Origin of the sequence: Butyrivibrio sp. (genome assembly GCF_017940685.1) — a bacterium.
In the GTDB taxonomy this organism is placed as follows: domain Bacteria; phylum Bacillota; class Clostridia; order Lachnospirales; family Lachnospiraceae; genus Butyrivibrio.
The window spans coordinates 1-15,278 of sequence record NZ_JAGAYD010000034.1; the positions used below are offsets into that span (position 1 = coordinate 1).

The window sequence follows — 15,278 nt, forward strand, 5'->3', positions numbered from 1 at the left end:
AGCTCTGCAATAAAAGGCATTCTAAAGTGCTTGGCATCCTCTATCTTTATGTCGGACTTATCGGAGATAAACTTCTCTGCATCGCTCCTTAGATAAAAGAGATAACAAGCACCTTTTTCGTCGATATATGGTTTTAGTGTCTTTTCTGACGTAAGCAAGTGATATTCCTGCAAGGTCAGAACATTCATTAGTTTTTCGTCCATGGCGTTATCCTGGTATTGAGCGGAGCATAGCCAAAATGGCTTCTTTGTCATTCACAGCATCCTTTTTCTGCTCCTGCTTTTTTGTTTCGGTCTTCTTTTCTGCTCTTTGCTGAATGGGTCTTATATTTTCGCTCTGAGGCTTAGCGTTGTTTTCTGTACAGAGGATTTCTTCTGTCTTTTTGTCTGTCTCAGTGTCAAGGGATTGTACTGGGACTGCATTTTTAACCTCAAATTTCTTAAAGGACAGATACTCTTCTACGGAAATGGTTGCCATCGGGCGACCTGTTATTTGTGTGTATTCTTCCAAAAGAGACCTTATATCACTCATTGATATCCTTTCTTAAATGGATCTCATATCTTAAAGTCGAGAGTTCCTTAAACATTTTGGCTGTCTTTTTATAGCCCCTGCTCATGTTTATAAATTGTTGACCTAAAAAGGCTGACGTAATAGCCATTGCGGGCGGAACATATAGATATAAAGTTCCTATCTCAGCAGGAGCTTTTGATAAAACCATGCATCCTACAACAAATGCTGCCGCTGATATGGCAAACTGTGTGCGGAAATATTTTTTATCCGCTGTGGATATTGCAAGGCCAGACGATGCAAAATAGAATATCAAGCTTGCAATAAGCGACTGGAAGCTGAGTCTGTATGATGTGATAAAAGAGATTATCCCGAGAAGGAGTGATGCCATACAGAGCATATCGCATATACCTTTTAAAAGACGGTCTGTTTTTGCCCTGTTAGCAAATATCCTTCTCATATCCCTCTCGAAAGTTTCAATATTGATGACCTTTCTTGCGCTTTCTTCCATTTCTATGATTGCCCGCCCGTCATCACTCTTCATGATCACGATGTTATTTGCAAGCCTTTTCTTTATCAACCCGCCTTTTTCTCCTTTACCTCTGTTTTTTCTGTTTTTACGACTTTTGGAGTATCAGATATGTCTATGAGCTCTCCAAGAACTTCTTCCTTTGCACACATCATGCGGAGATATCCAAGAACATTACAATATTGTGCATTCGGAAGCACCGTAATGTCGCCAAATACCTCTTCGAGCTCTTCCTTAAGGTCTTTGGAAGTACCGCCGATGGCAACGATCTTTGTAACGTCAAGCGACCATCCCTTTGTCCTGCATACGCTCTTTACCTGCGCTGCGTGTTCACGGAGTACCTTCTTGATAAGGTTTCTTGACTCATTCACCATATCCTCAGTGACCTTCGGTCCTCTGGGAAGCGCCCTGTCGCTGCTCTTTAAGATATTTGCAGTAATAAGTTCATTACACGGAGTAATGCTTGTTGAAATATCCTGTGAGAGTTTCTGGATAAGGATTGCTCCGCCAAGCTCTGCTGTTGCAGAATAATCAAGGAGAGGCTCTTTTCCCTGCCATAATGTGGCATTAAGATTAAGGTTTCCGATGTCGAGCACACCGGTAATAGTTGTGGGTGTAAGAGTCTCAACAACACCGTCCTGCGCGAGCGCACCGTATGACTCCGGGAACACGAATCTGTTTTTGATAGTGAAGGTCTTTTTAAGAACATCGCTCTTTGAGTCCTTCTTGATCTCAACCGTTACTTCTCCCTCTGGGAGAATAAAAGCCTTAAAATCCTCACGTTTTGAAACGCTGGCCCATTCTGATGCAGGGAGCCCTACTGCAACATTGATAACATCCTTTTCATTTGCAGATGCCAGGGTTGCAAGTGCTGTAAGGACGCATATCCTATGCATTTCGCTCTTTTTGTCTGTATCAAGAGGAGCGCCCTGCCCTCTTGCCCCGTTGCCTACCTTATGTACCTTATCGCCGATCTTGACGATTACTGTATTTTCCTCGATAGCATCATCCCTGAAATCACCTTCTGATACCGCTGTGCGGATAGAAAATGATCTTACAGACTTCTTTGCTGCATTATACTCTGCTACCTTTGTTGCGAATTTTCCAGAATCTACTGCAATATATCTTTCCATAAGACCTCCAAATAATCTAAACGATGTTGTTTCTTATATTAAATATAGGATAATTGCAGTGGTAATCCGTTTTCTGTACAGCGTCTTAGCCTGTGTGCACAACATAATCATAGCCTGCAATTCTTGTGCTGGTCCCCTTGGTGAGCTGAGTGCCTTTTGACTTACCAGATGTCGTACACTCTACGAAATAGTCTACCGGTTCAGAATCACCTTCAAGTTGCAGCTTTCCGACATACATAACAACGTGGTTGCTTGATCCTTCGGCTGTTCCCCATGATGCGTTTTTAACAACAAGATCGCCAGGGACAAGGGAACTTGGGTCCCCACTATAACTTGTCACCGGATACCCCATCGCTCCGCTCACCATAGCTCCGCATGAATAATATGCTCCATTTGGTATCTTACCCATTGCCTGGAGAAGATATGAGATATAACCAGAACAGTCAAAACCTCTTCCATTGTATGCAGCCCAATCGCCAGTATTGTGCATTCCGTATATATATCCGTATCTGCCTATGGTCGAAAGGATAAACTGCATGTATTCTTCAAGGCTTGCAAACTGTGACATATCAAGCCCCTGTTCTTCATACCATTTCTGCATATTGTTCATAATACGAAGGATCTGCGTCTGTGTAAGCGTGGCCGCCCATCCGGATGGGAATGATAATTCCCCAAATAGTACATCAAGATCTTCCGGGTCGAGGTCAAAGTATGCTATGCAGTTATCCATTACCTCGGAGTACATTCTTGGGAGTCCGTCTGCGTCATAGGCTCTTTCTCTTAACATCGACCTGTCAGCATTTTCATATTCCGTCATTCCCCAAAGAGGCAGAGTATTTTCTCCCTGCGACTCCGTATACCATGCCCTATATCCATTATCGGAACGGTCTTTTGTAATATATACATATTCAGATTCTACGGTTACTATCTCGTCAAGGAGTCTGCTTTCAATGTTGTAGAAAGGATGCGATGAGTGAGCCCATTCATTACCCACTTCTCCGTTGTGCACCCAATTTGTTCCGTCAAGTTCTTCCACTTCTAAAGTTGCATCTCGGTACATCATATCGACAAGCCCTGTGTCCTCAAGGAATACGTCTACATGCACCTTGCATCTGTAGTAGTCATTCGTGTACAAGGGAATTTCATTGCCATCTATATGCATGTTCGCCTTCATTGAGTTTGACTTGTCTTCTTTTAGATATTCATATGTAAGTGTTACCGTCGCATGATCCATGATGTCGTCAAACACTTCTTTCGTATACAGAGTTGAGAAAGTTGCATCTGACCCGTCATTATTCTGAAAGCCCATGGCAAAAATAAGGAAAGCCTTATAGAACTGGTCTATTCCATATTTCTGGAGATCTCCGTTTGTGTCATAAAACTGAGTATACTTTTCGTTTGTCACGGCATAAGAGTATCTTGAACCGAGGTATGTAAATGTACATTCAACATCCGGATTTAAATAGGACGGATCTTCCCATGCTTCATATGCTTCGCTCCATGTGCCGGGGTTTTCTGAATTACCATTTATATTAAATTCAAGTTCGTCAATACCTGCGTTATAACAATCTCTTACAGAGGGCATGTCGTAATCACCGATATCGCCAACAAGTCCTGCATTTCCATAGAATTTAAGGTGTACAGTATGGGTTTCATAGTCAGTATATCCATCTTCGCCGCCTATTTCCCATGTATCACTTATTGATGTTTCGTAGACAGGCTTTGCTCCAACAGCGTCTTCTCCACCACCCCACTTCCAAGCCCTTTGGCCCCAGTATTTACCAAAGTTAAAGCCTGCGATATCGCCGTCGTAGTAGACAGAAGCCACGTTTTCGTCTGCCATAAGAGTTGGGTCTGAAGCTCTTATCTGGTCAAACCATGACTCGGGCAACCTCTTTGCGGCCCATATACGCCCCTGTTCTGTATCTACTGAACACTCAAAAACATTTTCTGTATAGGCTTCCTGCCATGAGTACAGATAGTCTATCATCTTTTGTGCAGCAGAGTCAGCTATTGTTTCTGTCTCAGAGTCAAACCCCGTCCCCCGGTCGCCTGTCATGCCAACGATACACATGGCAATTACCCATATAAGGACCAGTATTAAGAGAATGCCGCCTATAACAATCGCAATTTTTACCGCTGCCCTTTTTAGGAAGTTAAGTAGTGAAAATGGTGATCTTACTACCCTTGATACAATATTATTCCTCAGTTTATCCTGCAAAGGGCGCAGCCATGGAAGCCTTTTATTTATAAAGGCATTGTACCTTGTTTTTATATTGAATTTTGCAGTGCTGATAGGCGATGCGTACCTGTCTACGCTTGCCTTATAGTTCATTTTTTTAACACGAAGCTCTTTAGTCTTCTCTGTTATCTTTATGCCTTTTTCTTTCAGCTCTTCTATACTTTTAGCAGATGCGCCTTTCTTTTCAAGGTCTTTAAGCTTTGCCTTATTTACGACGCTCTGGGCGCCAAGGCCCACTCTTTTTGCGTCATAAGCAATACCGCCTACGCCCTTTATTGTACCGACGACACCCGTTTTACCAACTGAGAGTCCCGCAGAGCCGATCTTCCCTACCTTTTTTGCAAAATCATATCCTGTGGCGGTATCAGAGTCTCCATACATTTCTTTGACCCACGCCTTGGATGTGTCTTTAAGGCCGCCATGGGACTTCTGGAGCTGCTTAACCCTTCCTTCCTGTCTTCTTAAAAATTGCAGTTCCTTAAGAAGCTCCCTGCTTTCTTTTGTCAGTTCTACCTTCTGGCCAAGGTGCGCCATACCTCCCACATGTCCTTTTGCAAGGGACATATCTATTTCTCTTAAATTGAGGTTTTTACCATTTATGGCAAAGTTGTTTCTAAGGGCGTCCTCTACGATCCTTACATTGTTGTTATAATCGCTCAGTATATTTCCGCCGTGTACCTTGCCAACAGCGTATTTTTCACCCACATAAGTTTTGACGGTATCGTTAAGATTTCTGCTGTACAGAACTCTTTGGAGATCTGCGTTTGATGTCCCCTTTGTAATTCCGCCTGCACCGGAGAGTTCCACCCATTTGTTTATCTGGTTATAGCCCTGTTTGGCTTCTGTTTGCTCGTACTGTCCCTGTACGGTCTGGTTTGTGACCTCAGATATCCTATCTGTCTTTACTTTTGCATGGCCCTGGTAATAACCGGTGTTCACATTGTTAACCTCGGCTTTGCTCTGACTGGTACCTTCGCTCGTATTTCCTCCACCGATATTAACTTTTGCGTCTTTCCTCCCGCCCAGGTTCCCCTGTTCGATGGTGAGTTTGTCCCCGTTTACCGTATTATTCACGGCAGAACCGGAGTAAGCATCACCTACTCTGAACTCATTGCCACCCTTCCCGGTAAACTTATACTCTTCTCTTACGTCCTTTGGGGCTGCGTCGCTCTTTTTTACCAGAGATTCCCGATAGTTGGGGTTAAGGCTCTTACTCCCGCCTTCTCCTCTCTGGGCCTTTACCATGTCTTCAGTTATCCTGTTCTGGTCTAGCTTTGCCATATAAACTCCTTATAAAAATAAAGCCAAAGGGCTAACCCTCTGGCTTTTACTACTTATTCATCGTAGTTGTCGTAATCATCGCTTGAAGCCATATATTCATCAAGGCTTTCATTGTCACGCTGCTGGCGCTTAAGCTCCCGCAGGCGTTCTTCTTCTTTCGCCTTGAAAGTAGGGTCTTTCTGATGGTTAATACAAACCACCTTATATACTAAATATGAAATAACGAGACCCAAAATTAAAACTATATTGATGATCATGGTAACAGAAAGTGTCATAGGCATACCTCCTTAAGCAAATAGCGACTCTTCAACGTCGTGTGCTGTGGTCAGGAGGCTGTAAAGCTTAGTGTTTTTCGGGAAATCAAACCCGAAAGGAACTGCAATCTTTCCTGTATAGATAAGCCCGTGACCTTTTTCTGCATTATTTATGTATTCTACCTGCGAATTTGACAGTGATAAAAGCTCCTGCAAATTCTGTCTATCCATCAATGGCTCATTTAAAATGATTATCATGGACGAGTTATTTATGATTGCTCTTGTATCTGCTGTACGGAGAAGATCCTCTGTATTCTGCATGATGCCGGTAGGGACACCCATCCACTTTCGGGCCATTTTCCATACACGGCGCAGGAACTTTGTTGTGCCATCTGACTCAAGAAGGATATGGAACTCGTCGATATAAAACCACGTCCAGACATTTCTCTTTGAGTTGATGATCATTCTGTTCCAGATATCGTATGTGCAGATGTGGAGTCCAAGTTCTCTCATGCCTGCACCAAGGTACTTTGTGTTGTAGACAACAAATCTTGCATTAGTCTCTACATTGGTTCTGTGAGCGAATGTGTCAAATGTGCCCGCTGCATAAGGGTATATTTTATCTGCAAGTCCTCTTGCCTCATATCTTTCCCTTGAATATTCTCTGAGCTCCTGGTACAGGTCTCCAAGTGTAGGGCACTGTAAAAGGTCAGAAGTCTTTCCGGATGCCTGAAGCATGTAAAGGTATGGCTGATAAATTTTTCTTACGCACTGGTCAAGGATTGAGACTTCCGCAGGGTCAAGTTCTCCCCTTGTGCCGTTTACAATCTCAAAAATCGAGATGATAAAGTCTACCTTCATGGAAATAGGGTCGTCTTCATCGTCAACATTTTCGGATATATCAAGATCAAGAGGATTGATGTAAACCCTTGAACCGGGTCTTAGTTCAATCTCCTGCCCTCTTAGTGCCTTTGCGAGCGGATAATACTCGCCCTGCGGGTCAATTACAAAGACCTGCGCGTTGGCTTTTCCTAAAAGGACAGACACCATTTCAAGCTTTGCTGTAAATGATTTACCAGAGCCAGCCATACCAAAGATAAGTCCGTTATAGTTATCTCCGGATGTCCTGTCATAGAGGATCATCGACTTTGTTATCTGATTAAGCCCATAGAAGATGGCGTTCTTCTGATTGATCTCCTGTGAAGAGAAGGGAATGAATACCGCCGCTGACTCTGTTGTATATAGTCTTGATAAAGATACATCGTTTCTGCAAAGAGGAAGTGCTGAATTAAGTGCCTTTTCCTGCTGATAACGAAGATCCTGTATAGGACAGAGGTACTTTCCTCCCACTTCTTTTACAAGCTTTACATTCTCCTCAAGCTGATCCAGTGTCCTTGCAAATACAACGATAAGGAATGTCATATCAAAGAGGTTCTGGTCTCTTTCTGTAAGGTCTTTTAACAGCTCTCTTGATGTTTCCTGCTTCCTTTCAAGCTCCGGAGGAAGAGCGGCGAACACACCGCCGTCGTTATTTCTCTTATTAACTGCTGTTGCAGAAGCCTCGATAGATGAGAGCTTGTTCTTTACAAGTTTTATTGCCTTTTCTGAGTTGATCCTCTCAGAATATGTGCTGATAAGGAGATTACACTGGATATCCGATAGTTCCTCAAGAAATGCTGTGCTTAAGGATGAAGGGACATTCTTAAGATACATTGCCTGTCCGTATGTGTCTCCAAGCATGAAATTCTTTCCGCCAGACCAGTCCATGGATGTAGGGCCGATAATATCCTTTACAGAAAGACCACACTTTTCAACGTATCTTAAGTCAAACACGCCCTCGTTTTTAGGGTCATTATTAAGAAAACCTGTCTCAAGCCTGTAGTCGGAATCCTGGTTATAGATCTGATAAAGTACGTTAAGCCTCTCCTGGCTTGTCATAGGCACGGTATCTACCTTGCATATAGGACGGAGCTTTCTTGAAATCTCAGCATCCATTCTTCTGAGTACAGACACGGCATGTTCGGCATTTATGTCGTCAATAGCAACGGTAAGGATCTTATCCTGCTTAATGGAATTATTACCCATCTTAAGGTTATCAAGAAGAACATTGTTCATTTCCTGCCTGTATGGGTTAAGACCATCCTTCTGAGCTGCGATCCTTATGTTCGCCATAGTCCTTTTCTTATTTATTTCGTGGTTGTAGATATTAAACTGCCATCTGGTCTTCTCGTTAAAAGTGTTGAGGAACGACGCAAATGCGTTGAATATCTGGAACTGCTCCTGCTCTGTTGCAATAGAAAATGATACGTCGTGGAGAAGATAGCTCTTTGTAAATGTCCCAGGAGTTGTTTCAATAATGCCTGCGGGCATGACTCCCCTTATCGGGATGGACTCTGATACAGTCTTGGGAAGGGTGTCGATCTTAGCGAGCTTTTTTATCATCTGTCTTGCAATGCCGGATTCAACCACCTTCTTTTTCTTATTATCTGTGACAAGAGTAGTCTGACCACCGCTTCTTACTCTGTCTGCCCTTGCAGGAGAAGTGCTTTGCGGCTGGCTCGGAGCGTTCTTTTCGCTTCTCTTCATTGCTGCTTGTCTCTGTTTCATTGCTAAATCTTTGTTTGCCATGATTTATCCTCACCTGTAAACTTTAAATTCTTCTCTGGAACTGTATGTTATCTTCTTTTTAGGTCCGTGTGTTGCCATATATTTCGTCTTTGTGGCTGCATCCATTTTAGATATCTTTATCTGTTCTTCTCTCTTTAAAAGCTCTTTATACTCTTCCGCAAAGGTATTTTTTTGTATGTTCTTTCTCTTTCTTGGCGTGAGAACATATAAATAGAGCATGTTTATCGCAATCGTCTCAAAATATGCTCCATCGAGTTTGACAAATCCGCAAAGGAAAAACGGGATCATCAGAATAAGACCAATAGTGATCTTATTGCCCGTATCCACGGGGATAAGAAGTGCTATGACACCTGCCACTAAAACCCCAAGACCGATGCATACTGCCTGTCTTGTCGTAAACGGACCCCAGGACTTATTTTCGTATTTTCTGATATCATCAGACATTTCAACTGTGATCATATTAAGCTCCCATTATATCGTTGGTGTATTCTCCTGCTTTAAGCATTACTGCTATGGCCGAGAAGTTTACTGCAATCAGTGAAAAGCAAAAATCAAGAGCATTGCTCGCTCCGCCACCAGATATGCTTCGCGTCATCATTGTTCCTGCGATATTGCTTATAGCGAGGCATATGACTGCGCACACTGCCATCTTGAAATATGCTCCAAAGTATCTTTTTATATATCTCATTCCAGGGGAACGGAGTCCCTCATGGTAAATATCTGCTACTGCAATCGGAGCAAATGCCTTCCTTACAATGATTTCAAGACATATCTGGATTACCACGAACTTTGCTGCAACAATGATGAGCTGTGTCAAGATCCACGGCACCGCAAGGGATATCCATGCCTGTATCATCCAGAAAAAATTTCCAGATGTGTGTCCCGTGAGTGCCTTTAAAAGATCCTCGGGACTTGCAGTTGCATTCGCAAGGCCGCCTGACGTAATACTACTTATAATGGCAGTCATAAATTCGCCTGCCTTGTCAAGAATAGTGGGGATGTTCATAAGGATAAGGAATGTGGCAAAAAGCTCTACAAGTCCTTTCCAAACCGCCTCAACAGGGTTTTGTTCTCTCTGTATTCCTTCAAAAATATGAGCCATCGTAATAGCAATAGCGAGAAGTGCTCCAAGGCCCTTTATGTAATTGAAGATGGTCTCAAGCCACGGTTCCATAGAACCGGTGCACTGGGCCCACAGATTTATGAGCACGTCGCTTGCTGCCGCACCGCCGGTAAGAGTATCGGTAACGATATTCATTGGCCCTGTAAGGATGGTCTGTGCCATATCCACAACCATTGCGTTGTCATTGTTTACTGCAAAAGCGCCAGGAAGCAGGAATATAATTATGAAAGATATAACAAGGAACATATTTGTTCCTCTTATGATCTGATTTTTCTTATTTAATGTAATTGAATCCATACCATTTTCCTTTAAAAATAACAGGGCTGGCTTTTAAACCAGCCCCTTATGTTTTGCTTACCGTCAGGTTGTTGTAAGCATTCCCGCAAGTGTACTCTTAGATGCGATAAGGATAACACTTAAGATTACAAGCATGATCGCTGCCGCAAGGGTCATTTTCGCCTTGTTTAGAGCAGGGCCGTCACCTTCTGAGTTTGCCTGTGCCCAGGAAACAAGTCCCATAACTGCCATGATAACAGCCATTGCAAGGATCAGCTTACCGATAACGTCAATGATGAACTTAAGAAGGCTTGATGCGGAATCCGCTGATGCCATATTCATCATCATCATTGTTCCCATTGTTGTAAGAGCTGTTCCAACGGGGATGCCCTTCTCAATGAGAAAGTGGTTACATCTTGCTTTGAGTGTGTTGATATTTTCCTTCATATACATTTAGGTCCTTTCTTGTATATTGTTTTTTACTATCTAAAATAAATATGGAAGAGCGGATGTCTTTTTTGGCTTAAAAACAATATTTTTCCATAAATATTTTTTATCTTGTTGGTTTTTTATGTATTTTACCCATAAAATTCATATAAACAGTGGTTTGCTATATCAGGTAGTTCCGAACAAAAAGAAAAGAAGAGGCTTTTTAAACCTCTTCTTAATTTTTCTGTACACGGTTTTTACTTAATCCGTTGCTGCGTATGTGAGTTTACTACCCTGCAATACGTTTATTGTAACCAGCGTATCTATTGTCTCTTTTATGGATTGTGATGACATACCGGGCTTTATGCCAAGAGCATCTTCAAGCCCTTTGGTTATCATCTCGTCTGTCTCTGGCGAGTATGCTTCAAATCCGGAAAGGGCTTCCTGCGCTTCTTTTGCTTCTGCTTTTCTTGCGGCATTCTTTACTTCTGTTGCAGAAGGAGCTGAATGAGGCTGTACAGAATTTTCCGGATTGTCCTTCTCAGCCTTCGCAAGCGGCGTATTATCATCCGCAAACTTATCCGGCTCAAGAAGATGGAGCGGGCCACGCTGCCTTATCTCAACGCCCTTTGCAAGAGGGATGACAAATTGTCCGCCTTTTGCATGGGCATATTTATAATTTGGATGGTTTGTCAGCTCATATTTCTTGCCGTAGTATGGTCTTACTCCTCTTATTCTTACAAGACACTCATCATCCTGCATCATGGTGATCTGATCTATTGTCATAATCTCGATAGAGGATTTGTTAAGAGAGGTAGACCCTCCTCCGTTCACCTGCCAGGATGTATTCTGTACAGTAGTTGTTTTCTTTCCGAGCATCTTGAGCATCCACTCGATTGTCTCTGAGTCATCACATCCAAGGAAGAGCTTTGTGTCGCAGTTTGCCACGATTGTATTCCACTTATCCTTGTAAATATCTTTGAGCTGTGAAAGAGCTTGTAAGATGATTGAACAACTTATCTCATACTTACGCATTGTGGCAAGCTTCTCGTTGAAGTCCGGGATCTGCCCAATGTTAGCGAACTCATCCAAAATTAGACGTACATGAATGGGGCATCTTGCATCGCAAGCTTCTATCTTGACGTTCTGAAGTTGTGCTTTGAACTTTTCAAGCTCTGCCTTGTTACCTCGCCATCCCACGAGTTCATTTGTATCTTTCGTATAAACCTTATAGAGCCTCTTCTCCTTATCGGGTCTGACTACGATGCCTTTTTTAACTTCATTTACGAATGCTTCGAGCTCTTTTTTTGCCTCGGCAGACTCTTTTTTATTTTTTGCATGTACCACTTTTATATTATTGGCAGCTCCGATAGATGCCTTCCATCCAAATTCTGCTTCTGTTTCAGCATAAGTATATAAAGAAGAGAATAACTGGCTGTACAGAAGAGATACGATAAAGTTGAATGTTGTATCTGCCGTAGGGATGATTACGAAGATGGCTTGTTTTGTATCACTGAAGCTCTCAAATTCAAAATCATCTGCGCCTGTAAGGTACTGCATGTCTGCAAGCTCAAATGTCTGGAGACGTACACCTACGGAAATAAGGATTGATTTAAGGGTCTTGCCTGCACCCATCTTGAATTTTTTATACTGTCTTATGGCAAGCTCTGCTGTCCTGTTGGTGTCTCTCTTCTCAAGATCTTCAAAGAGTCTGTCAAGATCCGATACTGCCGTTGCATCGTTCTCATCAATCTGTGCAAGAGTCAGCATTTTAACCACGTTTGCAAAGGTCTGGTTTTTTTCTTCCTCTGTATGCCACAGATACAGGATAAGTGCTGTAAGGAGAAGTTTTTCTGAGTTCTCCCAGAAAGGATCTCCTGCCTTTCCCTCTGACGGAGTTGTGTTCTTGATCAGAGTGTTTACCAATGTAAATACATCCTTTTCCTCTTTGATATAGTGGAAAGGATTGTATCTGTTACTTCTGTACACGTCGGTAAGATTAAATACCTTTACGTTATACCCTACATCTTCAAGGGCTTTGCCATAATCACGGAGCATTTCTCCGGAAGGGTCTGTGATGACGAAGTTACAGTTGTACTGAAGGATATTGGGAGCTGCAAAGAAACGTGATTTACCTGCACCAGATCCGCCGATTACAAGGATATTGCAGTTTCTTCTTGTACCCCTGTTATCAATGGCAAGTCTTATATCCTTACTGATGATCATATTGTTTTCGCCATTTATCTCGGGTTTTCCAAGGGGCGATGCGTATTTTAGGTTGTATTTTTCAAGCTCATCCTGGTTCATAAGGTGAGCCTCACCGTTTACTGTATCCGGATTGTCATGTTTCTTGAGCGCTTTTTCGGCGCCGAGCATGATAAGGACTGTCCCTGCGGCAATCGTAAAAAGCACACTGTACAGAATTGTCATACCGCTGATAGGAAATATCTCCAGGGGGTGTATAAACACATTTGTCATGCCTTCATTAAAGGCTTCCATGAAGCTCGCCCTCGGGTTGTTTCGCATGATCGCGGCCGAATGGAGATATGTCAATAACAGATAGACATAAAATATTGAACCAAGTATTATATATACCTTGGCGTTTGACTTACGCCTTCTTTCTTTTTCTATTGCTGTTGCCATGTTTCTTATGCCCTTTCTCTCTCGCCATCGTCCTTAGACTTATCTTCTTTTGGCGGAGTCTGCCTTTCTTCTTTCTTTGCCGGAGCTTTTCTTTCCTTCGCATCGTGGTTTTCTATGTCGTATTTTCTAAAACCACGGACAGTAAGCTGATAGTTATTGGGGTCTACATCGGCTCTCACAAACTCATCTTTGATGCTCTCTATATCTGCGCCTGAATATCCCTCAAGTTCTTTCCCTGTGATCGCAGCGTCAATGACATCTATCATCTCATTCTGGTAGAGGATAAACGCTTCCTTTGGTGGAAGCCTAAAGAGCTCTTCTTTCTTCGGCCCTGTTTTGACAAGAAGGTTCGCCTTGTCAACGACGCCTTTTTCCATTCTCGAAATCTTTTCCTGCACCTGGTCTTTTTCTGGGCGGGCAGTCTCGAAGTTTCTTTTTGGGGACATCAGATGCTCGGCAATCCTATTGTCGTCGTTTATGATGGTCTTGTTATATATCTTATCCATGCACTTCTGAAGCTCTATTTCGTAGTCCATCTGATCCTTACTTACCGTAAGCTCCTGCATGTTCTTTATTTTCCCGTCTTCAAACTTTACCCTGTGAAACTCAAAGCCCTGCGAGTTTATCTCGATATACTTAGACGTATCATCTACACCAATGACATAATGGGTTGACTCACACCCCTTTAAGGAAGCTACTTCCCTATCAAGCCTTTCATCAGCATCTACCTGCTGGCGCTTTAGGATTGAATTTTCCCCGTTAAGGGAGAGCATCGACTCTGCAAAAGCCTTACACAGGTCCATCTTTTCGGGGTCTTTCACTATTACCTTCTGGGCGTGTACAGAAAGAGAAATCGTGCCGTCGGGCTCTTCTTCCTTGCCTACCATAAAACCTCTGGTTATATCGTTGCATTTATTCTTGAGAACCTCATACTGGTACTTATCAAGGCCGTGGAGGGTTATAATCTCCTTGTCCTTTATTCTGTCGGTCTTTGCAATGGCTGTTTCGAGCTTTGCAGCATCTATTTCCTGGTAATAATTGCCCTTTGCAGTAAGGACTCTTTCGTTAAGGCTTGTTACCAGCTCAAGGTCCGGCTGCTTAATGATGATCTTTGTATCATCTGCCGTACTTATAAAGGCAACTCCCTTGTTTGCAAGTTCCCTCTTAAGCTCGTCTCCACATTTTCCCTGTATAGGATAGGCAATGCATTCCCCGTCATTTTTGATCCATTTTGCCATTTCTCTCTGAGGAGCATATTTTGCCCTGCTCTCAAGCTGTTCTGAGAGCATCTTAAGGAACATGTTTATCTCATCAATGGTCGCTGCCATGAATTTAGTTGTGCTATCAAACTGCTGTTGGTCTTCAAAATACTGTTTAGCCATTGTCTTATCCCTCCATAATATAAATATGGGTTATAGCTCTTCTTTTTTTAATCAGGCACCATATCTATGAGCTATACAGAGAGCCGTTTTGTCTGTCATGCATAAAAAGAGTATAAAATTTGCTGTACAGAAATTCCTTGTGGCAGGCAAATATCCTATACTATATATAGAAAAGCAAATTGCTATACAGAAAGTTGAGACGATGATATGTTTGGATTTAAGAAGAAAAACTCCGTACAGAAAGATCCTGTACTGTATAACTTTGATAAACAGCCTGTACTGAACACTGAGACGGGTGAGTTTTTAATGGATTTTGATGTTGAACAGCAAAAGATACTCAGAAGACTTGTTGACCTGATGGTTCCGATTGGCTCTTTTGCCTACAAGGGTCTTCCTGCAAATCTCATGGCTGTGATCGAGGAATGGATAGGTACACTGATTGTCGTACTTGCTAACGGGTCTGTAGCTCCGACTCACCATGACTCTTTCCGTAATAGAGATATTGTTTCCTTTAAAGACCCTTCCCACTTTAATGAGAACATTATTTATAACATTGTTCATACGGACTTTGATCCAGAGCAGATGAAGTATGCTCTTATTGCCTCAGAGTATGGGGTGGACGTATGTGCCGAGATAGAAGATGTTGCAAGTTTTAGTGCTCTTGCGCTGGCCCTTGTTTCGGAAGGTGCTAAATATGGTCTCAATATCTGCGATAAGATACATCAAGGGACAAATATATTTGAGCTCAGTGATTATGTTGATAAGCATAGGCAGAAATATTTAAAAAAGGAACAGCAAAAAGATAAATGGGATGAATTTGAGTGGAAGCTTTTCCATTAAAGCGAAGAAAA

At 42.5% G+C, this 15,278-nt stretch carries 12 protein-coding genes and 2 pseudogenes; 1 reads left to right on the plus strand and 13 read right to left on the minus strand.

From position 1 onward, the window contains the following. The 13 genes and pseudogenes from J6I68_RS02420 to J6I68_RS02475 form a co-directional block, all read right to left on the minus strand. A partial coding sequence (locus J6I68_RS02420) for a hypothetical protein (protein WP_292217019.1) occupies positions 1-203 on the minus strand: 203 nt, incomplete at its 3' end. Between the two features lie 4 nt (positions 204-207). Further along, complete coding sequence (locus tag J6I68_RS02425; RefSeq protein ID WP_292217021.1) at positions 208-531, minus strand: hypothetical protein; 324 nt, start codon at positions 529-531, stop codon at positions 208-210. Continuing rightward, on the minus strand, positions 524-1,087 hold the full coding sequence (locus tag J6I68_RS02430) for a hypothetical protein (protein WP_292217024.1): 564 nt from the start codon (positions 1,085-1,087) through the stop codon (positions 524-526). The genes J6I68_RS02425 and J6I68_RS02430 overlap by 8 nt, the downstream gene beginning before the upstream one ends. Then, entirely contained in the window at positions 1,084-2,169 is a 1,086-nt protein-coding gene (locus J6I68_RS02435) for a ParM/StbA family protein (protein WP_292217026.1), read from the minus strand. The genes J6I68_RS02430 and J6I68_RS02435 overlap by 4 nt, the downstream gene beginning before the upstream one ends. 85 nt (positions 2,170-2,254) lie before the next feature. After that, a complete protein-coding gene (locus J6I68_RS02440; RefSeq protein WP_292217027.1) occupies positions 2,255-5,692 on the minus strand; it encodes an NlpC/P60 family protein in 3,438 nt (1,145 codons plus the stop codon). A 53-nt stretch (positions 5,693-5,745) separates the two neighbouring features. Next, on the minus strand, positions 5,746-5,967 hold the full coding sequence (locus tag J6I68_RS02445) for a hypothetical protein (protein ID WP_292217029.1): 222 nt from the start codon (positions 5,965-5,967) through the stop codon (positions 5,746-5,748). A gap of 12 nt (positions 5,968-5,979) precedes the next feature. Then, positions 5,980-8,574, minus strand: a complete 2,595-nt coding sequence (locus J6I68_RS02450; RefSeq protein ID WP_292217030.1) for a VirB4-like conjugal transfer ATPase, CD1110 family — start codon at positions 8,572-8,574, stop codon at positions 5,980-5,982. Between the two features lie 9 nt (positions 8,575-8,583). Continuing rightward, entirely contained in the window at positions 8,584-9,033 is a 450-nt protein-coding gene (locus J6I68_RS02455; RefSeq protein ID WP_292217032.1) for a PrgI family protein, read from the minus strand. A 1-nt stretch (position 9,034) separates the two neighbouring features. Then, complete coding sequence (locus tag J6I68_RS02460) at positions 9,035-9,994, minus strand: hypothetical protein (protein ID WP_292217034.1); 960 nt, start codon at positions 9,992-9,994, stop codon at positions 9,035-9,037. Between the two features lie 63 nt (positions 9,995-10,057). Further along, positions 10,058-10,426 (minus strand): hypothetical protein, encoded by a 369-nt coding sequence (locus J6I68_RS02465; RefSeq protein ID WP_292217035.1) that lies wholly within the window; start codon positions 10,424-10,426, stop codon positions 10,058-10,060. Positions 10,427-10,663: 237 nt separating this feature from the next. Next, a pseudogene (locus J6I68_RS17395) lies at positions 10,664-11,527 on the minus strand (type IV secretory system conjugative DNA transfer family protein); the annotation flags it as partial. A gap of 282 nt (positions 11,528-11,809) precedes the next feature. Further along, positions 11,810-13,045, minus strand: a pseudogene (locus J6I68_RS17400) (VirD4-like conjugal transfer protein, CD1115 family); the annotation flags it as partial. 5 nt (positions 13,046-13,050) lie between these two features. Continuing rightward, positions 13,051-14,427 carry a hypothetical protein gene (locus J6I68_RS02475; RefSeq protein WP_292217037.1) on the minus strand — a complete coding sequence of 459 codons (1,377 nt, stop codon included), beginning with the start codon at positions 14,425-14,427 and terminating at the stop codon, positions 13,051-13,053. 207 nt (positions 14,428-14,634) lie between these two features. On the opposite strand from J6I68_RS02475, the gene J6I68_RS02480 reads away from it, so the two are divergent. Further along, positions 14,635-15,267, plus strand: a complete 633-nt coding sequence (locus J6I68_RS02480) for a hypothetical protein (protein ID WP_292217039.1) — start codon at positions 14,635-14,637, stop codon at positions 15,265-15,267. Positions 15,268-15,278: the final 11 nt, after the last annotated feature.